The organism is Pseudomonas sp. PS01301, from assembly GCF_029960215.1.
Lineage (GTDB): Bacteria > Pseudomonadota > Gammaproteobacteria > Pseudomonadales > Pseudomonadaceae > Aquipseudomonas > Aquipseudomonas coleopterorum.
Window position 1 is genome coordinate 145,116 of the sequence record NZ_JASCPM010000001.1, and the last position, 23,155, is coordinate 168,270.

A 23,155-nucleotide genomic window follows, 5' to 3' on the forward strand; every position below is an offset into this window, starting at 1 on the left:
TGTTGCCAAGGAGCAGACCTTAGAAGGTCTGACCCAGAGAGAATTGGAAGACTTGGGTTTCGGCGTTGTCAGGTTTCTTGACCGGCATTGCCAGGCTGAAGCTCAACGGGCCCAGGGCGGTGATCCAGGTCACACCCAGACCGGCGGAGACGGCCATGTTGGCGATGTCGATGTCGTTGCAGCGGACGGTTTCACCGGTTGCGGTTTTGCTGTCGTTGCAATTGGTATCGAATACGTTACCGACGTCGACGAACAGCGAGGTACGCAATGAACGCTGATCCTTCACGAACGGCAGCGGGAACAGAACTTCGGCACCACCGGTGATCTGTACGTTGCCACCGAAGGCCAGTGGATCCTGATCCGGGTCTGCGAGGGTGCCGCGACGAGGGTTGTCCTGGCTTGGCGTACTACGTGGACCCAACGTACTGTCCTTGAAACCACGTACCGAGTTGAAACCACCGGCATAGTAGTTCTCGTAGAACGGCAGGCCGTCGGTCGAGCCGTAACCGTCACCGTAGCCCAGCTCGGTGTGGAAGCGCATGGTGTAGTTTTCGGTAACCGGCACGAACGCCTGGTTGCGATAGTCGATCTTGAAGAACGACAGGTCGCTGCCTGGAATGGTGATTTCACCGGTCAAGCTTTGCGAGGCACCGCGGGTCGGCAGTACACCCTTGTTCAGCGTTGACGAAGACCAGCCGGCCGAAGCCTTGAAGTTGGTGAAGTTCTCACCTTCCTTCTCGATGAAGTCGAAAATCTCTTCAACGGTGTATTTACCGGTCTTGATCTTGTCGTTCTGCACGCTCAGGCCAAAGGTCAGGCGCGAGGTTTCACTGATCGGGTAACCGAAGTTCATGCCGGCGCCCAGGCTGTCCACCGCGTAGCTGGCCACGTCGACGTCGAGGTCATCGTAGTCGGTGGTGCGGTAGAACGCGTTGTAGCCCAGGCTGACGCCGTCCGGTGTGTAGTAGGGGTCGGTGTAGCTGAAGTTGTAGCGGCTCTGGTACTCGCTGCGGGTCAAGCCGATCGACACGCGGTTACCGGTACCCAGGAAGTTGTTCTGGCTGATCGAACCACCCAGGATCAGACCGGCGCTCTGGGCGAAGCCGACGCTGGCGGTGATCGAACCCGACGCCTGCTCTTCCACGGCGTAGTTGACGTCGACCTGGTCATCGGTACCCGGCACGGCCGGCGTTTCGACGTTCACTTCCTTGAAGAAGCCGAGGCGCTCGAGGCGGGTCTTGGATTGATCGATCAGGTAGGTCGACGCCCAGCCGCCTTCCATCTGGCGCATTTCACGGCGCAGCACTTCGTCTTCCGACTTGGTGTTGCCACGGAAGTTGATGCGGTTGACGTAGGCACGCTTGCCCGGATCGACGACGAAGGTGATGTCCACGGTGTGGTCTTCGTCGTGCGGCTGAGGCACGCCGTTGACGTTGGCGAAGGTGTAGCCGTCGTTACCCAGGCGGCGGGTGATCAACTCGGAAGTCGAGGTCATGACCTTGCGCGAGAACACCTGGCCCTTCTTCACCAGCATCAGCTGCTGGACTTGATCTTCAGGCACTTTCAGGTCACCGCTGAGCTTGACGTCACGAACGGTGTACTTTTCACCTTCGTTGACGTTGACGGTGATGTAGACGTGCTTCTTGTCCGGCGTGATCGACACTTGTGTGGAAGCGATGTCCATGTTGATGTAGCCGCGGTCCAGGTAGTAGGAGCGCAGACGCTCCAGGTCACCGGACAGCTTTTCGCGCGCGTACTTGTCGTCGTTGCGGAAGAACGACAGCCAGTTGGATGTCTTGAGTTCGAACAGGTCGGTCAGGTCTTCCTCGGGGAACACCGAGTTGCCCACCACGTTGATGTGCTGGATGGCCGCGACCGTGCCTTCGTTGATGTTGATCTTCAGGGCCACACGGTTGCGCGGCTGGGTGACCACTTCGGTGTCGACCGACGCCGAGTAGCGACCCTGGGCGACGTACTGGCGCTGCAGCTCGTTGCGCACGCCTTCGAGGGTCGCACGCTGGAAGATCTCGCCTTCGGCCAGGCCGGACTGCTTGAGGCCCTTCATCAGGTCTTCGGTGGAGATGGCCTTGTTGCCTTCGATGTCGATACTGGCCACCGAAGGTCGTTCGACCACGGTGATCACCAGGACATTACCGTCCCGGCCCAGCTGGATATCCTGGAAGAACCCGGTTTTAAAGAGTGCACGGGTCGATTCCACCAGGCGACCGTCGTCGGCCTGGTCACCTACGTTCAACGGCAACGCGCCAAACACGCTGCCGGCGGAAACCCGCTGCAGACCGTTGACACGAATATCGGAGATGGTGAAGGACGCGGCGTGAACTTCAGCGATCATCAGTACGGCAAGAACCGCAGTTAGCAGCAGACGTTTCATGAAGTCCTTTCTTATTCCAACTGGCAATAAACAAACTGCCGCAAAAGCGGCAGGTTCGCGAACGAGCGAAGCGTTACAGTCGACCCAGATCGTTTATCAGGGCAAGTAACATGACCCCAACCACCAGACTGATGCCGATCTGGATTCCCCAACCCTGTACCCGATCGGACACTGGGCGACCACGCACCCATTCGATCAGATAGAACAGCAGATGCCCCCCATCCAGTACTGGAATGGGCAGCAAATTGAGAACTCCGAGGCTTATGCTCAGGTAGGCGAGGAAATTCAGGAAATCCCCAAAACCCGACTGGGCCGAAGCGCCCGCCACTTTAGCAATGGTTATCGGTCCACTCAAGTTTTTTACCGACAGCTCGCCGAACAGCATTTTCTTCAGCGAATCAAGGGTCAGCACGCTCATGGTCCAGGTACGCCTGGCGCCTTCGACCACGGCATCGAGCGGCCCGTAGCTGACTTCGCGCAGCATCTGTGGTGGCCACTCGACCGGTTTCACCCCGGCGCCCAGGTACCCCGTGGCTTTACCCTCGCCCTTTGAGACCAGGTTTACCGGTACGTCCAGTTGGGCATTGTCACGCTCCACGCGCAATACGATTCGACTGTCCGGGCGCTGGCGCACCAGGTCCACGACCTGCTGCCAATCGCCCAGTGGCTGGCCGTCCAGTGCCAACAGACGGTCCCCGTTGCGCAGCCCAGCGGATTGGGCCGGACCGTTCGGATCGAGTTCGGCCAGGATCGGCTCCAGCGCTGGGCGCCACGGACGGATGCCCAGCGAGCGAATCGGATCAGGTTCTTCGGAACCCTGCAGCCACTGGCTCAGGGCCAGCGAACGAGTGGTCTCGGCACCGGAACCCGGCTCGCGTACGGTCAGTTGCAAGGACCCGGTTTCACCCAGTCGACGGACCATCTGCAGGTTCACCGCTGCCCAACCTGCAGTGCTCTCGCCATCTACCGCAACAATTTCTTCGCCCGCCATCAGACCGGCGGTTGCTGCAATGCTGCCCGGCTCGACCGATCCGACCACCGGCTTGAGTTGCTGGGTACCCAGCATCGCCAGCAGCCAGAAGAACACCAAGGCCAGAAGAAAGTTGGCCGCCGGTCCGGCAGCGACGATGGCGATGCGCTGACGCACACTCTTGCGATTGAAGGACTGGTCAGCCTGGTCGACCGGCACCTCGCCCTCACGCTCGTCGAGCATCTTGACGTAGCCGCCCAAGGGAATGGCCGCAACGACGAACTCGGTGCCCTGGCGGTCGTGCCAGCGCAGCAGCGGCGTGCCGAAGCCTACCGAAAAACGCAGCACCTTGACGCCACAGCGCCGTGCGACCCAGAAGTGGCCAAACTCGTGAAAGGTAACCAGCACCCCCAATGCCACCAGGGTGCCGATAATCATGTAGAGCGCACTCATAACTCTCTCCGAACGACGGCCATACGGGTGTCAGTTCCCGTGCTGGTTCAACCACTGCTGGGCCAGATCCCGCGCGCGGGCGTCCGCGGCGAACACCGTGTCGAGCGTATCCAGCGCAACGACAGGCTCCTGGTTCAAGACGTCTTCGATCATACGCGGGATCTGCGGATAGCGTATGCGACGCTCGAGGAACGCCGCCACCGCAATTTCGTTCGCCGCGTTGAGCATGGCCGGGGCGCTGTCGCCCGCCTCCGCCGCCTGCCGCGCAAGACGCAGGCAGGGAAACCGCTGCTCGTCCGGCGCCTCGAAATCCAGCCGGGCGATGGCGAACAGGTCCAGAGGTGCCACGCCGGAGTCCACACGTTTAGGCCAGGCCATGGCATGGGCGATTGGCGTGCGCATGTCGGGGTTGCCCAACTGCGCCAGCACCGAGCCGTCGACATAATCGACCAGGGAATGGATCACGCTCTGCGGATGGACCACGACCTCGATCTGGGCTGGACGCGCATCGAACAGCCAGCAGGCCTCGATCAGCTCCAGCCCCTTGTTCATCATGCTCGCCGAATCGACGGAGATCTTGCGCCCCATCGACCAGTTCGGATGGGCGCAAGCCTGCTCTGGGGTGACCTGTTCCAACTGCTCAAGGGGGGTCTGCCGAAACGGACCGCCCGATGCCGTCAGCAGAATCCGGCGCACACCGACGTTGCTCAGGCCACGCTCGAAGTCACCGGGCATGCACTGGAAAATCGCGTTGTGTTCACTGTCGATCGGCAGCACGACCGCGCCGCTGTCGCGCACGGCCTGCATGAACAAGGCGCCTGACATCACCAGCGCTTCCTTGTTGGCCAGCAGCACTTTCTTGCCCGCACGGACGGCGGCCAGCGTGGGGCGCAGGCCGGCTGCGCCGACGATGGCAGCCATGACCGCATCCACTTCCGGCGCCGCCGCCACCTGGCACAAGCCCTCCTCGCCCACCAACACTTCAGTGCGAGACCCGGCCTGAAGGAGCGCCTGCTGCAAGTCGCTGGCACGCGCCGCAGTAGGCACCACGGCGAACACCGGACGGTGCACCAGGCACAGCGCCAACAGTTCGTCCATGCGCGAGAAGCCGGTCAGGGCGAATGCGGCATAGCGGTCCGGATGCCGGGCGATGACGTCGAGCGTGCTCAGACCAATGGAGCCGGTTGCGCCCAGTACGGTAATACGCTGCACGCCGCTCACATCACGCCCCAGCCAGCGGCCCACAGCAGTACGGCGAACACCGGTACCGCTGCGGTCAGGCTGTCGATGCGATCGAGCACGCCGCCATGGCCGGGCAGCAGGTTGCTGCTGTCCTTGATGCCGGAACGACGCTTGAACATGCTTTCGGTGAGGTCACCCACGACCGAAATGGCCACCACGATCGCGGCGCCGAGCAGGCCCGCGAGCATCTGGCCCACGCCCCAGTCACGCACCAGGCCAATGGCCAAGGTGATCAACAGGCTGGTCACCAGGCCACCGTAGAAACCTTCCCAGCTTTTGCCAGGACTGACCTGAGGTGCCAGCTTGCGCTTGCCCAGAGCCTTGCCGGTGAAGTAGGCGCCGATGTCGGCACCCCAGACCAGCACCATGACAGTCATGATCAGCCAGTTGCCCAGTGGCCAACCCTTGAGCAACACCAGGCCTTGCCAGGCAGGCAGCAGAATCAGCAGGCCGATGAGCAGCTTGCAGGCAAGGCTGGCCCAATGCTCGCTGGTGCGCGGGTACGTCAGCACCAGAAAGGTGGCCAGACACCACCACAGCACTGCGGCACCGAGCACGAACGGCGCCAGACCGGGCGTCAGGTAAAGGAAGAACAACAGGCCCGCGACCACCGCCGCGAAGGCGATGCGCGCGGACTGCTTTTCGAAGCCGGCCAGACGCGCCCACTCCCAGGCGCCCAAGGTGACCACCACGCCGATGAACAGGGCGAAACCTGCTCCTTCGAGCAGGAAAAAACCGCACAGGGCAATCGGCAGCAGGATCAGCGCAGTGATGATGCGTTGTTTAAGCATTAAGCACGGGCTCCGGCTTCGACCTGCTCGCTCGTTTTACCGAACCGGCGCTGGCGCGAAGCGAAATCGGCCAGCGCCGTGCGCATGGCTTCGTGTTTGAAATCCGGCCAGAACAGGTCGGAAAAATACAGCTCGGCATACGCCAGCTGCCATAGCAGGAAGTTGCTGATGCGATGCTCGCCGCCGGTGCGGATGCACAGGTCCGGCAAGGGCAGGTCACCCGTGGCCAGGCAGGTCTGCAGCAGATCGGGGGTGATGTCTTCCGGCTTCAGGTGGCCGGCCTGGACTTCCCGCGCCAGACGCTGGGCCGCCTGAGCGATGTCCCACTGACCGCCGTAGTTGGCGGCGATCTGCAGGACAAAGCGGTCGTTGCCGGCAGTGGCCGCTTCGGCTTCACGCATGGCCGCCTGCAGTTCGGGGTGGAACCGCGAGCGGTCACCGATGATCCGCAGGCTGATGCGGTTGTCGTTCAGCCGACGCGCTTCGCGACGCAACGCGCTGAAGAACAACTCCATCAACGCCCCGACCTCGTCGGCCGGGCGCTGCCAGTTCTCGCTGGAAAAGGCGAACAAGGTCAGTACCTCGACCTTGGCCTCGGCACACACCTCGATGACCGCGCGCACGGCATCCACACCGGCCTTGTGCCCAGCGACACCGGGCAACAAACGTTTCTTGGCCCAGCGATTGTTGCCATCCATGATGATCGCAACATGCCGCGGTACCGTGGAAGGTACAGCCAACTTGGTCTTTTCCATGAGACGGACTAATTCCTTAAACGGCCATCAGGTCCGCTTCTTTCTGCTTCACGGCCGTTTCGATGTCCGCGACGAACTTGTCGGTCAGCTTCTGGATATCATCGGCGGCACGACGTTCTTCGTCTTCGCTGATTTCCTTTTCCTTGACCAGATCCTTGTACTGGCTCAAGGCATCACGACGGATGTTGCGCACGGCCACGCGGGCATCTTCGGCAGCGTCGCGGGCCTGCTTGGTGAAGCCCTTGCGGGTCTCTTCAGTCAGCGCCGGCATCGAGATCAGCAGCAGCTCGCCCAGGTTGGTCGGGTTGAGGTTGAGGCCGGCAGCACCGATGGCCTTGTCGACCGCAGCGAGCATGTTGCGCTCGAACGCAACCACCTGCAGGGTACGCGAGTCCTTCACGGTGATGCTGGCGACCTGGTTGATCGGGGTGTCGGCACCGTAGTAGGGAACCTGGACGCCTTCCAGGATGCTTGGGTGCGCCTTGCCGGTACGGATACGACCGAACGCGTGCTGCAGCGACTCCAGGGATTTCTGCATGCGCGCCTGCGCATCCTTCTTGATTTCGTTGATCATACTTCGCCTTCCTCGATCAGAGTTCCTTCGGCGCCGCCCACTACGATGTTCAGCAGAGCGCCAGGCTTGTTCATGTTGAATACCCGCAACGGCATCTTGTGGTCACGGCACAGGCAGATGGCGGTCAGGTCCATCACGCCCAGTTTGCGATCCAGTACTTCATCGTACGTCAGGCGGTCGAATTTCTCAGCATGCGGATCCTTGAACGGATCGGCCGTGTAGACACCGTCCACCTTGGTCGCCTTGAGGACCACGTCGGCATCGATCTCGATGGCGCGCAGGCACGCTGCGGAGTCGGTGGTGAAGAACGGGTTGCCGGTACCGGCGGCGAAAATTACCACATCGCCGGAATTGAGGTGACGAATACCCTTGCGACGATCGTAATGGTCGGTCACGCCGACCATCGAGATGGCCGACATGACGATGGCGGCAATGTTGGAGCGCTCCAGCGCATCGCGCATCGCCAGGGCGTTCATGACCGTGGCCAGCATGCCCATGTGGTCGCCGGTGACACGGTCCATGCCGGCCGCGCTGAGGGCGGCACCGCGGAACAGGTTACCCCCGCCGATGACCAGGCCTACCTGAACGCCGATGCCAACCAGCTGGCCTACTTCGAGGGCCATGCGGTCCAGCACTTTCGGGTCGATCCCGAAGTCTTCGGAGCCCATCAGGGCCTCGCCGCTAAGTTTGAGCAAAATGCGTTTATAGCGAGGTTGACGACCACTCACCTGCTGAGCCATTGCGTGTCTCTCCTGCGGCGTTTAATAAATTCTGGACGGGCCGGTGTACGGCGCGCCTAACTCTAGCTTGCGGCACTGCGACAGTACCACCGGACCTGCGCCTTGTAAGCGGCTAAATCCGGATGCCAACTTTGAAAAAGAGGCTGCGCGCGTTAGCGGGCAGCCTCTTTGGGGCAACAGGACGAATCCGTCTTATTGCTTGCTGGCAGCGGCCACTTGTGCGGCAACTTCGTCAGCGAAGTTGTCGACAGGCTTCTCGATGCCTTCGCCTACCTTGAAGTAGGTGAACGAAACGATTTCAGCACCGGCTTTCTTGGCCAGGTCACCGACCTTGACTTCAGGGTTCTTGACGAACGCCTGCTCGACCAGGCTGGCTTCGGCGAGGAACTTGCTGATACGACCAGCAACCATCTTCTCGACGATTTCGGCTGGCTTGCCCTTGATCTTGTCTTCGTTCAGGCTCATGAAGACGCCCTTCTCACGCTCGATCGCTTCGGCCGAAACCTGCGATGGCAGCAGGAATTCCGGGTTGCTGGCAGCCACGTGCATGGCGATGTCGCGAGCCAGTTCGGCGTTGCCGCCGTTCAGGGCGACGATAACGCCGATCTTGTTGCCGTGCAGGTAGGCATCGACTACGTCGCCTTCTACACGCACCAGGCGGCGGATGTTGACGTTTTCGCCAACCTTGGCAACCAGCGCTTCACGAGCCGGCTCTTGAGCGGCGATCAGTGGAGCGGCGTCGGTCAGCTTGTCGGCGAAAGCCTTTTCAACGCTGGCGGCGACGAAGTTCTTGAAGTCGTCCTGCAGAGCCAGGAAGTCGGTCTGCGAGTTGACTTCCAGGATGACTGCGGACTTGTTGTCAGCGGCAACCTTGACGGCGATGGCGCCTTCGGCAGCAATGTTGCCGGCTTTCTTGGCGGCCTTGATGGCACCGGAAGCACGCATGTCGTCGATGGCTTTTTCGATGTCGCCGCCGGCCTTGGTCAAGGCCTTTTTGCAATCCATCATGCCTTCGCCGGTACGCTCGCGCAGTTCTTTGACCAACGCTGCAGTAATCTCTGCCATTTCAAATTCCTCTTGGATAGGTGTCTAACCATTCCACCCGTTAACGGGCGCTCAATTCTTGACCTTGCCAGCGGCTCTTTACAATTCGAGCGATGACGATGCCGGCAATGGTTCTCGAGGTGGCAAAAAGGGGGCCTAGCCCCCTTTTTGCGTACCGAGTAAACGCTGGGCGTCTAGACTCAGCCTTCTACCGCTGCGGCAGGTGCGTCCTGAACGTATTCTTCAGTACCGCCAGCCACGTGGTTGCGACCACGGATGACCGCGTCAGCCATCGAACCCATGTACAGCTGGATGGCGCGGATGGCGTCATCGTTGCCTGGGATGATGTAGTCAACGCCTTCAGGGCTGCTGTTGGTGTCGACGACGCCGATGACCGGGATACCCAGCTTGTTGGCTTCGGTGATCGCGATGCGCTCGTGGTCGACGTCGATGACGAACAGTGCGTCAGGCAGGCCGCCCATGTCCTTGATACCACCCAGGCTGCGATCCAGTTTTTCCAGATCACGGGTGCGCATCAAAGCTTCTTTCTTGGTCAGCTTGGTGAAGGTGCCATCTTCGGCCTGGGTTTCCAGGTCGCGCAGACGCTTGATCGAAGCACGGATGGTCTTGAAGTTGGTCAGCATGCCGCCCAACCAGCGATGGTCGACGTACGGCGAGCCGCAACGTGCTGCTTCCTCGGCCACGATCTTGCCGGCGGAACGCTTGGTACCGACGAACAGGATCTTGTTCTTGCCCTGGGCCAGGCGCTCTACGAAGGTCAGCGCTTCGTTGAACATCGGCAGGGTTTTTTCGAGGTTGATGATGTGGATCTTGTTACGCGCGCCGAAAATGTACTTACCCATTTTCGGATTCCAGTAACGGGTTTGGTGACCGAAGTGCACACCGGCCTTCAGCATATCGCGCATGTTGACTTGGGACATGATAGTTCCTTGATAAGTCGGGTTAAGCCTCCACGTATCCCAATGACCAACCCGTGGCAGAACCACCGGCACCCAGGTCATCGTGTCGACACGTGTGTGGGTTTGGTTGCTCCCGGGGCATCCCCGGAAAGCGGCGCATTTTATACCATAGCCGCCTCGATATAGAAACCTGAAATAGCGTCGATGCACAACGGCTTTTGCGCCGCTGCCGGATTCGCGCGACAATGGCGCCCATCACCTCTTATATAGAGGCGTCGTCAGCGCCGCGCGGTAGTCCGCGGTGGCTCTGGTAGAATCGCCTCGATTTCCAGCCTGCGAATGCGCGCAAGCGCTCAGAGAGCCCCGAATGACCGTGACCATCAAGACCCCCGAAGACATCGAGAAGATGCGAATTGCCGGCCGCCTGGCGGCCGAGGTGCTGGAGATGATCGCGCCTCACGTCAAGCCCGGCGTCACCACCGAAGAACTCGACCGCCTGTGCCACGACTATATCGTCAACGAGCAGCAGGCCATCCCTGCCCCGCTCAACTATAAAGGCTACCCCAAGTCGATCTGCACCTCGATCAACCATGTGGTCTGCCACGGCATCCCCAACGACAAGCCGCTCAAGAACGGTGACGTGCTGAACATCGACGTCACCGTGATCAAGGATGGCTACCACGGCGACACCAGCCGCATGTTCCACGTCGGCACCGTGCCAGTATGGGCCGAGCGTCTGTCGCAAGTGACCCAGGAATGCCTGTACAAGGCCATCGAACTGGTCAAGCCAGGCTGCCGCCTGGGCGACATCGGTGAAGTCATCCAGAAGCACGCCGAGAAGAACGGTTTTTCCGTGGTCCGCGAATTCTGCGGCCACGGCATCGGCAAGGTGTTCCACGAAGAACCCCAGGTGCTGCACTACGGGCGTGCCGGGACCGGTATGGAGCTCAAGGAAGGCATGACTTTCACCATCGAGCCGATGATCAACCAGGGCAAGGCCGACACCAAGGTGCTGGGCGATGGCTGGACGGCGATCACCAAGGACCGCAAGCTATCGGCGCAGTGGGAGCACACCCTGGTGGTGACGGCTACCGGCTACGAGATCTTCACCTTGCGCAGCGACGACACCATCGCCCGCGTTTCGGCGTGATGCCGCGCAGGCGGGCGAACCGTTCAGGCCACTAATCTCTTCAGGAATACGACATGCCGCAGGTGGATCCGGAGTTGTTCGATCGCGGCCAGTTCCAGGCCGAACTGGCATTGAAGGCAAGCCCCATCGCGGCTTTCAAGAAGGCGATTCGCCAGGCTCACGACGTGCTCGACGAGCGCTTTCGCAACGGCCGCGACATTCGTCGGCTGATCGAAGACCGTGCCTGGTTCGTCGACAATATCCTGGAACGGGCGTGGAACCAGTTCGACTGGAGCGAGGATGCCGACATCGCCCTGGTCGCCGTGGGCGGCTACGGTCGCGGCGAACTGCACCCCTACTCCGACATCGACCTGATGATCCTGCTCGAAAGCCCCGACTACGAGGTTTTTCGCGATTCGATCGAGCGCTTTCTCACCTTGTTGTGGGACATTGGCCTGGAAGTGGGCCAGAGCGTGCGCTCCATCGATGAGTGCGCCGAGCAGGCGCGTGCCGACATCACGGTCATCACCAACCTGATGGAAAGCCGCACCATCGCCGGGCCCGAGCGGCTGCGCAAGCGCATGCTCGAGGTCACCAGTACCGAGCGCATGTGGCCCAGCCGCGAGTTCTTCCTGGCCAAGCGCGCCGAACAGTCCGCCCGTCATCACAAGTACAACGACACCGAGTACAACCTGGAGCCCAACGTCAAGGGCTCCCCCGGCGGCCTGCGCGATATCCAGACCCTGCTGTGGGTGGCGCGCCGCCAGTTCGGCACGCTGAACCTGCACGCGCTGGCCGGGGAAGGTTTCCTGGTGGAAAGCGAAAACAACCTGCTGGCCTCTTCCCAGGAGTTCCTGTGGAAGGTCCGCTATGCCCTGCACATGCTCGCCGGGCGTGCCGAAGACCGCCTGCTGTTCGATCACCAGCGTTCCATCGCCGGCCTGCTGGGTTACAAGGACAGCGACGCGAAGCTGGCGATCGAGCGGTTCATGCAGAAGTATTACCGCGTGGTCATGAGCATCGCCGAGCTCAGCGACCTGATCATCCAGCATTTCGAGGAAGTGATTCTCGGCGACCCCGATGCCGGTTCCACGGTACCGATCAACTCGCGCTTCCAGCTGCATGATGGCTATATCGAGGCGACCCATACCCAGGTGTTCAAGCGAACTCCGTTCGCGATGCTGGAAATCTTCGTGCTGATGGCGCAGAACCCGGAGATCAAGGGCGTACGCGCGGACACCATCCGCCTGCTGCGTGAGCACCGCCACCTGATCGACGATACGTTCCGCAACGATATCCGCAACACCAGCCTGTTCATCGAGCTGTTCAAGTGCGAAGTGGGCATTCACCGCAACCTGCGTCGCATGAACCGCTACGGCATCCTCGGCCGCTACCTGCCCGAGTTCGGCCATATCGTCGGGCAGATGCAACACGACCTGTTCCACATTTATACGGTGGATGCGCACACGCTCAACCTGATCAAGCACCTGCGCAAGCTGCAGTACACCCAGGTCTCGGAGAAGTTTCCACTGGCCAGCAAGGTCATGGGCCGCCTGCCCAAGCCAGAGCTGATCTACCTGGCCGGGCTGTACCACGACATCGGCAAGGGGCGTAACGGTGACCACTCCGAGCTGGGTGCGGTGGATGCCGAGCACTTCTGCCAGCGTCACCAGTTGCCGGCCTGGGACAGTCGCCTGATCGTCTGGCTGGTGCAGAACCATCTGGTGATGTCGACTACCGCGCAGCGCAAGGACCTTTCCGACCCGCAGGTGATCCACGATTTCGCCCAGCAGGTCGGTGACGAGGTGCACCTGGATTACCTCTACGTGCTGACGGTGGCCGACATCAACGCGACCAACCCCAGCCTGTGGAATTCCTGGCGAGCCAGCCTGCTGCGCCAGCTTTATACCGAGACCAAGCGCGCGCTGCGTCGGGGCCTGGAAAACCCGCTGGACCGGGAGGAGCAGATTCGTCGCACGCAGAGCGCGGCCCTGGAAATACTGGTACGCGGCGGCACCGATCAGGACGACATCGAACAGCTCTGGTCCCAATTGGGCGACGACTATTTCCTGCGCCATAACGCCGGCGACGTGGCTTGGCACACTGACGCCATCCTCCAGCAGCCCGCCAACGGCGACCCGTTGGTGCTGATCAAGGAAACCACCCAGCGCGAGTTCGAGGGCGGCACGCAGATCTTCATCTATGCGCCCGACCAGCACGACTTCTTCGCGGTGACGGTCGCGGCCATGGATCAGCTCAACCTGAACATCCACGACGCACGCATCATCACTTCCAGCAGCCAGTTCACCCTCGACACCTACATCGTGCTGGACAACGACGGCGGCTCGATCGGCAACGACCCGCGCCGCGTCGCGCAGATTCGCCAGGGCCTGAGCGATGCGCTGCGCAATCCCGATGACTACCCCAACATCATCCATCGCCGCGTGCCGCGCCAGCTAAAGCATTTCGCCTTCCCGCCGCAGGTGACCATCCAGAACGATGCCCAGCGCCCGGTCACCATCCTGGAGCTGAGCGCGCCTGACAGGCCTGGCCTGCTGGCCCGCATCGGCAAGATCTTCCTGGAGTTCGATTTGTCGTTGCAGAACGCCAAGGTATCCACACTGGGCGAACGCGTAGAGGACGTGTTCTTCATCACCGATGCGCACAATCTGCCCCTGTCCGACCCGCAGCTGTGCAGTCGGCTGCAGGCCACTATCGTCGACCAACTCAGTGTCAGCCAGGCGCAAGGCGTCGAGCTGTCCCGTTTGAGCATTTGATATGAACCATGCGTTGAACCAGTTGCAGCCCTACCCTTTCGAGAAGTTGCGTGCCTTGCTCAGTGGCGTCACCGCCGCTGCGGATAAGCGTGCGATCGCCCTGTCCATCGGCGAACCCAAGCACAGCTCGCCAGCCTTCGTGAAGCAGGCACTGGCCGACAATCTCGACCAGATGGCCGTGTACCCGACGACCCAGGGTATTGCGGCCCTGCGCGAAGCCATCGCACGGTGGTGCGAGCGACGCTTCCAGGTCCCGGCGGGTTGGCTCGATCCGGCGCGCCACGTACTGCCGGTCAATGGCACCCGTGAGGCGCTGTTCGCCTTCACCCAGACCGTTGCCCAGCGCGACGTCGACGGGCTGGTGGTCAGTCCCAATCCGTTCTATCAGATCTACGAGGGCGCAGCGCTGCTGGCGGGCACCAAGCCGCACTACCTGCCCTGCCTGGACCAGAACGGCTTCAACCCGGATTTCGACGCGGTCTCGGCCGATGTCTGGCAGCGCTGCCAGATCCTGTTCCTGTGCTCGCCCGGCAACCCGACCGGTGCCCTAGTGCCGCTGGCGACCTTGAAAAAACTCATCGCCTTGGCCGACGAGTACGACTTCGTGATCGCCGCGGACGAGTGCTACAGCGAGCTGTACTTCGACGAAGACGCACCGCCGCCTGGTCTGCTGACGGCCTGTGCCGAGCTGGGTCGCAGCGATTTCAAGCGTTGCGTGGTGTTCCACAGTCTGTCCAAGCGCTCCAACCTGCCGGGCTTGCGCTCGGGGTTCGTGGCGGGCGATGCGGATATCCTCAAGGCGTTCCTGCTGTACCGCACCTATCATGGCTGCGCCATGCCCGTACAAACTCAACTGGCCAGCATCGCCGCCTGGCAGGACGAAGCTCACGTACGGGCCAACCGCGATCTGTACCGGGAAAAATTCGATGCCGTGCTGGACATCCTGACGCCGGTACTGGACGTTAAGCGCCCCGATGGCAGCTTCTACCTCTGGGCCAAGGTACCGATGGACGATGCCCAATTCTGCCGCGAGCTGTTCGAGCAGGAGCATGTCACGGTGGTGCCCGGATCCTACCTGTCCCGCGAAGTAGACGGGCTCAACCCGGGTGCCGGACGCGTACGCATGGCGCTGGTCGCACCGTTGAGCGAGTGTGTCGAAGCCGCCCAGCGCATTCGCCACTTTCTCGAGCGTCGATAACACATAGCTACGCCTTTGCCGGGCGTTTGATCGCCATCATCGGTGGCTCTTTTTCAGGAGCCATTGATGATGTGCGATCTACTGTTCTGCAAACCCCTTCCTGCCTTGGACGTCGCGGCTTCACGCCGCGTGGCCCTGGCCGAGCGCCCGACCAATGCGTTGAGCGCCTCTTCCTCCGGGCGTTCAAAACGCGCTCTGGGCCAGTTCTCCAAATTCTGGGCACCCGGCCGCACGCTGACCGTCGGTTTTTTCAATGAAACCCCAGTCGAGCACCAGGCAGCCATCGAGAAGGTGGCGCGGCAGTGGCTGTGCTGGGCCAACCTGAAGTTCGACTTCGTCGACAGCCCGTTCGCCGACATCCGCATCTATACCGGTGGCGAAGACAACTACAGCCAAGTCGGCACCGATGCGCTGCTGGCCAGCCCGATGGATGCGACCATGGCCCTGAGCGTCAAGCCAGATGATCCAATGTTCGGGCGAACCGTGCTGCACGAGTTCGGTCACGTGCTGGGGCTGCTGCACGAACATCAACACCCCAACGCGGATATTCCGTGGGACGTCCCCAAGCTGTATGCGTATTTTGCAGCCAAGGGCATCGACCAGCAGACCGTCGACATCAACCTGCTGGACAAGATCGACAAGGCACTGACCAAGGGCACGGCGTATGACCGTACCTCGATCATGCATTACTCGGTGCTGCAGGAGCAGACCGTGGGCGACTGGGAAGTGGGCATCAATCACACCTTGAGCCGCCGCGACCGCAAGTTCGTGCGGCGCATATACCCTGAGGTGGTCGCCTAGCGGGCTCGGCCGAGGCTGGCTTGATCGAGGTCGAACTCGACCAGCGCTTCGTTCACAGCCGCAGCGTTGGTCAAGTGCTGTCGGCGCACGACGTAGCGTGGAAGCTGTTCGTATTCCTGCTCCACCCACACCTGTTGGCGAGAGGTCCGCTCGAAATCGGGCCACTCACCGATGACGAGGAAAATCACCTGGGGTATGAGCGCGATTGCCAGCATCAGGTTGAGGTCGACCAACCCCAACCCACCGAGCGCCGAGCCAACCACCACAGGTATGGCGCTACCAACGGCCGTCCACAGTTTGGATAATCTGCGCATGGGGTATGACCTCACATGGGTTACTGTATGTTTATACAGTAACCCAGTCTGGGCTGTGTGATCAATCCCTGAGAGGTTCCCGCTCGGCGGATCAGCTGACGCCCAAGGCGTGCGGCCCATCCTGCGTGCTTTACAGGGTTCAGTCGGGTGAGCCGAACATGGCGGTCACTGCCTGTTCCCCCAACGCTGGGCCGACACTCATGCCGACCCCACTGTGCATCAGCGTTGCACTCAACCCCGGCGCGATGTCCAACCGCGAAAAGGGATTGGGTCCCTTGGCGCCATAGACACCTTGCCAGCGTTCCACGACTTGGATCTTGCAACCCAGGGTGTCCTCTGCGAGCGCCAGCATCCACTGGTCCACCTGCTCGGAGTTGAACGGTGAAGCGTCCATGGCGTAATCATGGGAATCACCGATGATCAGATCCCCATACGGTGTGGGGCTGACCAACAGGTGAATGCCGTGTTCTTCCAGATGAGGATAATTGCGTTGGATTTCGGCGCGCACGGCGGCGGCCTCAGGCAGATCTGCAAAGGCTGCGTAATGAACACAGCTCAGTCCGGTCAGTACAGAATGCTGCAGATCCAGATTTGAGTCGGGCCGCCCCCGCAGCATCTGCAAGCGGCACACCCTGGGATTCAGTGCCGCCATGGGCTCGGCGAGCAGCGTCAGATAGTCATGCCCTGAACACACCACCACCTGCCGACCGCGAAAGCTACCGGCAGTGCTCTGCAGGTGCCCAGGTTCGACTCCGCTGACCAAGGTCGAAAAATGAAACTCGACACCCAGTTCGCGCTGCAGATAGCCGATCAGTTTCGGTATGGCCTCGCGGGAATACAGCTGCTGATCATCGAAGCCGTGCAAGGCAGCTCGATGATGGTTGAATCGACCGCCATACAAATCGCTTAGTTGTGCGCGGCTCAACAGTTCTACCCGATAATCGTGTTGCTGGGCTCGCCCGGCGCAAAAGGCGGCGAGCAGTGTTTCTTCCGCTTCGGTGCGCGCGAACAGCAACGAGCCATTGCGCTTGAGCTCGAAGCCTGCGGCTACGCTCCAATTGGCCCAGAGCCCGCGGCTGGCTTTGGCCAATTCGAGCATGACGCCGGGCGGTTGCCCGGTGACCAACGCTTGGCCGAAGTTGCGTACCGAGGCGCCCACGGGAGTGGCTGAACGCTCGAACACACGCACCTTCAGTCCTCGCCTGGCAGCCGCATAGGCGTGGGAAAGCCCGAGAACTCCCGCGCCTACCACCAGCAGGTCGCTTGCAAACCGATCCATTTCAACCTCCTCCCTATTGCTTGGCCGATTTACCGTCGTAGCGTTTGCGCCACTCGGCCAGAATGTTGTCGCGCTCTCTCGAGGCCCAGGCGAAGTCATTCTTGATCAGGCGCTGCTCATAGTCGGCCGGTAGCTCGGTGGGCGGCTTGGCCAAGCCTGCCTGGGCCAGCACTGCAAAGTTTTCCTGGTACAGCGCCATGCCCGCGGCACTCGCCGAGAAGTCAGCCAGACGCTTGGCAGCCTCGGGGTGAGCGGTGCCCTTGATCACGGCTGTTGCCTCGATCTCCCAGCCCAGGCCCTCTTTGGGCAGGATGATATCCAGCGGAGCCCCTTGGCGTTTGAGCTGTACTGCGGGGTACTCGAACGAAATACCGATAGGGAACTCGCCCGCTGCAGCCATCTTGCAAGGCTTGGAACCGGAGTGGACGTACTGACCGATGTTGCGATGCAAATCGTCCATGTAGGCCCAGCCCTGCGCTTCGCCAAAAGTCTGCAGCCAGGCGCTTACGTCCAGGAACCCGGTACCGGACGAGGCCGGGTTGGGCATCACGATCTTGCCGCGATAGACCGGGTTGGTCAGGTCTTGCCAACTGACAGGGCGCGGCAGGTTCTGCTTCTCGGCTTCGACGGTGTTGAAGCACAGGGTGGCGGCCCAGACATCCATGCCGACCCACGCAGGCGGGTTGGCCGGATCGCGGTACTGGGCGCCAATCTTGGGCAGATCCTTGGGCGCGTAGGCGTCGAGTAGGCCTTGTTGATCGAGGATGGCCAGACTCGAGGCTGCCAGCCCCCAAACGGCATCAGCTTGCGGACGGGCCTTTTCCGCGAGCAGCTTGGCCGTGATGATTCCAGTCGAGTCCCTCACCCATTTGATATCGATATCCGGATTGGCTTTCTCGAAAGCTTTTTCGTAGGTCTGCAGTTGCTCGGCTTCCAGGGCGGTATACACCGTAAGTTCCGTGGCGGCCTGGACGTGGAGGCTGAAGCCTGCGAGCACTGCGGCAAGGGCGAGGGGCTTGAACATGAAGTGATCCTGAGAGGTTCGCGAAGAAGTTGTCGGTCAGTCAGACGCTTGATCATGGACTGCAGGGTGTTTCACCCCTGGCCATACGTAGGTTGATCTCATCGATGAGCGCTGGCAGATCAGCGATGGTGTCTGCCAGGTAATGCGGGCGTGCCGGGGTGAACAGCGCATCGATGCGCTGTCGATGCTGCTCGAGCTCGGAGGGGGTGAGCGCCTCGAAGGCCGGGTAATCCAGACCGAGGAAATTACCGGAGAAGCGCAGCCCGACCGTCCACATTCCGGCACTGCGGCCTTCGAGAATACCCGGCAGGGTGTCATCGACTTTCACACAGGCGGCGACGTCGCCGATGCCCAGCGCGATCACATTGGCCAGCGCCTGGGCTGGGCCAGGTCGCCCAGTGAGCAGGTCATCGGCCGCGACCACATGATCGGGCTGATAGCCGGCCACAGCGGCCATGGCCACGACATGATCCATCACCTGCCGGGGATATCCCGAAGTGGTACCGATTTTAAGTCCGGCCTGGCGCAGGTGCTCGATTGCGGCGAGTGCACCGGGAATGAGGGCGCTGTGCTTGCCGACATTGGCGATCTGCAACGGCATGAACCGCTCGTAGATGGCTGTCACGTCGGCATCGCTGGGTCTTCGCGCGAAGCGTTGCTCGAAACGCGCAGCGATCTGTGGCTGATTGCACAGGCTGCGGATGTGGTCCCACTTGCCCATGCCCATGGGGCCACGGGCTTCTTCGAGGCTCAGCTCGATATCGAATGTGGCGAAGGCCTCGACAAAGATTCGAGTAGGCGCGAACGAGCCGAAATCGACGACGGTGCCAGCCCAGTCGAGAATGGCCGCCTGCAGCCGTATGGGGGATCGATAGTGCATCAGGGTCTCCGCAGATCAGTGGGATGGGGTGCTCTGGCGCCAGGCTTGTGAACGTCGCAACAGCCCTCGAGACGTCCAGGCGAGCAACAGTGAAACGGCCGCCGAGGTGAACAGAATCAGCGTCGACATGGCGGCTGCGCCGCCGACATTGCCTGCGTCGTCCATGTTGAGTACCGCCACGGCAGCGAGAATGCTGTCTGGCGAGTACAGGAAAATGGCTGCGGAAACGGTGGTCATCGCCGAGACGAACAAGTAACGGACGATGTCCAGCACTGCAGGTAGGCAAATCGGCAAGGTGACCCGCAGGTAGTGCCGATGCAAAGGGACCTTGAGCGAAAGCGCCGCCGCTTCGAACTCGGTGTCCAACTGGCGCAAGGCAGTGGTCGCGGTCATGTGCGCAGTGGTCAGGTAATGGGCAATGGTGCAGATCACCAGCAACGCCATGCTGCCGTATAGGCTGTGCAACGGGTTGTCGGGCAGATTGAAGAAAAAGACATAGCCAAGCCCGAGCACCAGCCCCGGCACGGCCATGGGTATGAAGGTGAGTATGCGCAGGGCCAGATCAAGGCCAGCCTGCCCACGGGTTTTCTCCATCAGATAGGCACCGGTGAAGATCAACGCGCTGCCGATCACCGCACTGCAGCTCGCCAGTACCAGGCTGTTGCGATAGGCCAGCCATCCACCGCCTGCGTTTTCATTGAACAGGTAGTGCTTGAGCGACAACGACAGGTTGTAGGGCCAGAACTTGACCAGAGAGGAAAACACCGCCATCCCCAATACGGCCAGCAAAGCTGTGCAGATGAGTACGACGATCACCAGATAACCGCCATCTCGCCATGTCGAAGGCTGTGGCATGAATACCTGCGCACGGCCACTCATGAACGAACGTTGGCGCCGGCGCAACCAGGCATCCATGGAAAAGCTGATCAGCGCGGGCACCAGCAAGACCATACCGATGAGAGCTCCACGACCGAATTGTTGCTGCCCCACCACAGCCTTGTAGGCCTCGATGGCCAATACCTGATAGTCGCCACCGACAATCACCGGCACGCCGAAGTCGGTGATGGTCAGCGTGAAGACCAGGCAGAACGCGGCAAACACGGCTTGTCGAGAGGCGGGCCAGGTGATGCTGTGGAAAGACCGCCAGGCGCTTGCACCCATGCTCGATGCCGCGTCGAACAGACGCGCGTCACTCAGCGAGAGGGCCGAAAGCAGAATCATCAGCGCGTGGGGAAACGTGTAGATCACCTCGCCGATCACGATGCCCCAAAAACCATAGATATTGTCTGCAAAAAGGCCGCGCAGCAGTCCCTGGTTACCGAACAGGTAGATCAACGCAATGGCGGGCAGCATCGATGGCGCCAACAGCGGCAGCAGGGATATTGCGCGCCACAGGCCCTTGGCGGGAATCAACGTGCGTTGCAGCGCGTAGGCGAACACATAGGCCAGAGGCACCACAATGATCGCGACAGTCAAGGAGACACGCAGGCTGTTACCCAGCAACCAATGGAAATGCTCGCTGGCCAGCAATTGCCGAGCTGCGGCAAATCCGCCGCCCTGCCCCATGTCGTTGCTGAAGCCGCGCCAGAAGATTGCCAGCAGGGGCAGAAGCAGCGCCATCGCCAGAACGGCGAGAAACAGTACTTTCCCGCCGAATACGAATAGTCGGTCGGCCCAACCGGAGCGTTCGATCCGGCGGACCTGGACCCGGTCGCCAACCGGCATGTTCACGTCAAGCATATTAGGCAAACACCTGCAGGCTACTTGGCGGCAGGGCTACCTGGATATTCCGCGTCCCCGGAGATGGCAACTGACGCGCACTGATTTCGGCGGTCAGTGATTGACCCGGCAATGCGTCGAATTCGAAACTCACTCGGCATCTGTTGCCAAGGAAGGTCACGTCCCTCATCTGCGCAGCGAAAAGGTTTTCCTCCCCCTGCAGGGGATTCACGCAGATTGCCTCGGGACGACAAAAAAGCCGCCCAGCGGCGCGAGGCGCGACTCCACCGGCCAGTCGCAATTGCAGTGCCCCGACTTGCGCGTGACCGCTGCCATTGCCTTCGAAACTCAACCAGTTGCCCTGGCCAACAAAATTGGCCACGAATGGCGTCTGCGGATGTTCATAGATCGATTGCGGGCTGGCGTACTGCTCGATGCATCCCTGGTTCATCACTGCAATCCGATCAGCCATCAGCATGGCTTCTTCCTGATTGTGCGTGACCATCAACGTGGTGATGCCCAGGCGCTGCTGCAGGCTGCGCAACTCCATACAGAGGTGTTCGCGCACCTGCGCATCAAGCGCCGACATGGGCTCATCCAGCAGCAGCAACGACGGTGCGGGTGCCAGTGCGCGAGCCAGTGCCACGCGCTGCTGCTGACCGCCGGACAGCTGGCCGGGATACTTCTTCTCGCTTCCGGTCAGCCCTACCAGCTCAAGCATGTCGCCAACCCGCTGACGAACGATGTCACGGGCGCTGCCGGTGAGCCCGTAGCCAATGTTCTGCTCGACGTTGAGATTCGGAAACAAGGCATACGACTGGAACACAATGCCGTAGTCCCGGGCCTGGGGCGGTAGATTGGATACATCCCTGCCCCCCAGATAGATGGTGCCCCGGTTCTGGCGCTCCAATCCGGCAATGCATCGCAGTAAGGTGGTTTTGCCGCACCCCGATGGCCCCAGCAGGCAGACCAGCTCGCCAGGCGAGACGGCCAATGACACATTATCCAATGCCTTGAAGGCGCCGAAGCTCTTCTGCAAGTCAGCGATCCGAACCTGTACGCTCGGGGAGGCTTCAGCGGTGGGAAGGGAACAGAGCATGGATGCACCTCATCAAATGGAGCACGAGCCGCGTGTGCAACGCGGCATTCGTGTCGATGAGGCAATGCTAGGGTGCTATTGCGACGGCGATGTGGCAGATAGCCAAAAGCTGGCGATAGTCCTATCGGCAAATTTGTTAAGCATCTACCGCTCAAGACTGTCGCGAGCCACGTCGAGAAAGGCGGCGGGCAAGCGTGCCTGCCTGCGATCCTTGAGGCAATACAGATACTCGGCGATCTGCGGCGCGCCTTCTACCGCGATGGTTCGCAGATCCGGATTGACGGGTACCTCCTGGCGGGCAATGAGACTCACACCGATATTGCGCAGAACGGCCTCGCGAATGGATTCGCGGCTGCCGATTTCCAGTTCGATAACAGGGCGAACCTGATGGGTGCTCAAGAAGGTCTCGGTCAACGTTCGGGTGGTGGAACCGTGTTCACGCATCAACAGGCATTGCCCGGCCAGCGCGCTGGGCGGCACGCAATCATGCATGGCCAGCGGGTGCTGCTTGTGGACGGCCAGCACCAAGGGATCGGTGCCCAGCACCAGGTGCATCAAACGCGGATCCTCCAGCCATTGCGAGGACGCCGCCAGGTCTACCCGGTACTCTTCCAGCGCCTCGAGGACGTCCTGAGAGTTGCCTATTTCCACTGACACGTCGATGTGGGGCAAACGTTCGCGAAATGCCTTGACCAGATCGAGTATGTAATAAGGCGCCGTCGCACCTATTCTGAGTGCCCCCCTGCCCTGGCCGCAGTTTCGCAGGTGGAACTCGATATCGGCTTCATGCTGAAGCAGGACTTTCACCTTGGGCAACAGCCTAGCCCCCTCATCGCTGACGGTCAGACGACGCCCGCCTCGATAGAACAACTCGACCGCGTAGCGGCTTTCCAGCTGCCGAATCTGCGTAGTGACCGTCGGCTGGCTCAAGCCAAGCTTCTTGGCCGCCTGGGTGACACTACCCAAAAGGGCGACGGTGTAGAACGCCTTCAGCTCTGCACTCAGCATGATTCAACAGGCTCCTCAAGATCGCTGGCGTGGTTGCGGAACACCC

Annotated in this window: 20 protein-coding genes; 4 read left to right on the forward strand and 16 right to left on the reverse strand. The window is 61.1% G+C overall.

What is annotated here, in order from left to right:
* Nucleotides 1-19 precede the first annotated feature (19 nt).
* The 9 genes from bamA to rpsB form a co-directional block, all read right to left on the reverse strand.
* The gene (bamA, locus tag QMX89_RS00680) at nt 20-2,392 is read right to left on the reverse strand and encodes an outer membrane protein assembly factor BamA (RefSeq protein WP_282345851.1); all 2,373 of its coding nucleotides are present in this window, start codon (nt 2,390-2,392) and stop codon (nt 20-22) included.
* 73 nt (nt 2,393-2,465) lie between these two features.
* Nucleotides 2,466-3,815, reverse strand: coding sequence for a sigma E protease regulator RseP (gene rseP, locus QMX89_RS00685; RefSeq protein WP_282345853.1), 1,350 nt, complete (start codon nt 3,813-3,815; stop codon nt 2,466-2,468).
* 30 nt (nt 3,816-3,845) lie between these two features.
* Entirely contained in the window at nt 3,846-5,036 is a 1,191-nt protein-coding gene (gene ispC / locus QMX89_RS00690; RefSeq protein ID WP_282345854.1) for a 1-deoxy-D-xylulose-5-phosphate reductoisomerase, read from the reverse strand.
* Nucleotides 5,033-5,848 (reverse strand): phosphatidate cytidylyltransferase, encoded by an 816-nt coding sequence (locus QMX89_RS00695; RefSeq protein ID WP_049862285.1) that lies wholly within the window; start codon nt 5,846-5,848, stop codon nt 5,033-5,035. Before QMX89_RS00695 ends, ispC begins: the two co-directional genes overlap by 4 nt.
* A complete protein-coding gene (uppS, locus tag QMX89_RS00700; protein WP_043185089.1) occupies nt 5,848-6,603 on the reverse strand; it encodes a polyprenyl diphosphate synthase in 756 nt (251 codons plus the stop codon). The genes QMX89_RS00695 and uppS overlap by 1 nt, the downstream gene beginning before the upstream one ends.
* A gap of 16 nt (nt 6,604-6,619) precedes the next feature.
* Nucleotides 6,620-7,177, reverse strand: a complete 558-nt coding sequence (gene frr / locus QMX89_RS00705) for a ribosome recycling factor (RefSeq protein ID WP_049862286.1) — start codon at nt 7,175-7,177, stop codon at nt 6,620-6,622.
* Entirely contained in the window at nt 7,174-7,917 is a 744-nt protein-coding gene (pyrH, locus tag QMX89_RS00710) for a UMP kinase (protein WP_049862287.1), read from the reverse strand. Before pyrH ends, frr begins: the two co-directional genes overlap by 4 nt.
* A gap of 192 nt (nt 7,918-8,109) precedes the next feature.
* Nucleotides 8,110-8,982, reverse strand: coding sequence for a translation elongation factor Ts (gene tsf / locus QMX89_RS00715; RefSeq protein ID WP_049862288.1), 873 nt, complete (start codon nt 8,980-8,982; stop codon nt 8,110-8,112).
* 179 nt (nt 8,983-9,161) lie between these two features.
* A complete protein-coding gene (rpsB, locus tag QMX89_RS00720; protein ID WP_049862289.1) occupies nt 9,162-9,902 on the reverse strand; it encodes a 30S ribosomal protein S2 in 741 nt (246 codons plus the stop codon).
* 346 nt (nt 9,903-10,248) lie between these two features.
* Here rpsB and map point away from each other — a divergent pair, with 346 nt between their 5' ends.
* From map to QMX89_RS00740, 4 genes are all read left to right on the forward strand, one after another.
* Nucleotides 10,249-11,031: a type I methionyl aminopeptidase gene (gene map / locus QMX89_RS00725; RefSeq protein ID WP_049862290.1), complete on the forward strand. Its 783-nt coding sequence runs from the start codon at nt 10,249-10,251 to the stop codon at nt 11,029-11,031.
* Nucleotides 11,032-11,084: 53 nt separating this feature from the next.
* Entirely contained in the window at nt 11,085-13,787 is a 2,703-nt protein-coding gene (locus tag QMX89_RS00730) for a [protein-PII] uridylyltransferase (RefSeq protein ID WP_282345868.1), read from the forward strand.
* Between the two features lies 1 nt (nt 13,788).
* Nucleotides 13,789-14,985, forward strand: coding sequence for a succinyldiaminopimelate transaminase (gene dapC, locus QMX89_RS00735; RefSeq protein WP_282345870.1), 1,197 nt, complete (start codon nt 13,789-13,791; stop codon nt 14,983-14,985).
* A 66-nt stretch (nt 14,986-15,051) separates the two neighbouring features.
* Nucleotides 15,052-15,786, forward strand: coding sequence for a M12 family metallopeptidase (locus tag QMX89_RS00740; RefSeq protein WP_282345872.1), 735 nt, complete (start codon nt 15,052-15,054; stop codon nt 15,784-15,786).
* On the opposite strand, the gene QMX89_RS00745 is transcribed toward QMX89_RS00740, so the two are convergent.
* From QMX89_RS00745 to QMX89_RS00775, 7 genes are all read right to left on the reverse strand, one after another.
* Entirely contained in the window at nt 15,783-16,100 is a 318-nt protein-coding gene (locus QMX89_RS00745; protein WP_282345874.1) for a hypothetical protein, read from the reverse strand. The genes QMX89_RS00740 and QMX89_RS00745 overlap by 4 nt on opposite strands.
* 139 nt (nt 16,101-16,239) lie before the next feature.
* Entirely contained in the window at nt 16,240-17,379 is a 1,140-nt protein-coding gene (locus QMX89_RS00750) for a TIGR03364 family FAD-dependent oxidoreductase (RefSeq protein WP_282345876.1), read from the reverse strand.
* 13 nt (nt 17,380-17,392) lie between these two features.
* Complete coding sequence (locus QMX89_RS00755; RefSeq protein WP_282345878.1) at nt 17,393-18,403, reverse strand: putative 2-aminoethylphosphonate ABC transporter substrate-binding protein; 1,011 nt, start codon at nt 18,401-18,403, stop codon at nt 17,393-17,395.
* A gap of 52 nt (nt 18,404-18,455) precedes the next feature.
* Entirely contained in the window at nt 18,456-19,283 is an 828-nt protein-coding gene (gene phnX, locus QMX89_RS00760; RefSeq protein WP_049862298.1) for a phosphonoacetaldehyde hydrolase, read from the reverse strand.
* Nucleotides 19,284-19,298: 15 nt separating this feature from the next.
* Nucleotides 19,299-21,023, reverse strand: a complete 1,725-nt coding sequence (locus QMX89_RS00765) for a putative 2-aminoethylphosphonate ABC transporter permease subunit (protein WP_282345879.1) — start codon at nt 21,021-21,023, stop codon at nt 19,299-19,301.
* 1 nt (nt 21,024) lies between these two features.
* Nucleotides 21,025-22,101, reverse strand: a complete 1,077-nt coding sequence (locus QMX89_RS00770; RefSeq protein ID WP_049862300.1) for a putative 2-aminoethylphosphonate ABC transporter ATP-binding protein — start codon at nt 22,099-22,101, stop codon at nt 21,025-21,027.
* A gap of 144 nt (nt 22,102-22,245) precedes the next feature.
* Nucleotides 22,246-23,109, reverse strand: a complete 864-nt coding sequence (locus QMX89_RS00775) for a LysR substrate-binding domain-containing protein (RefSeq protein WP_282345881.1) — start codon at nt 23,107-23,109, stop codon at nt 22,246-22,248.
* Nucleotides 23,110-23,155 lie beyond the last annotated feature (46 nt).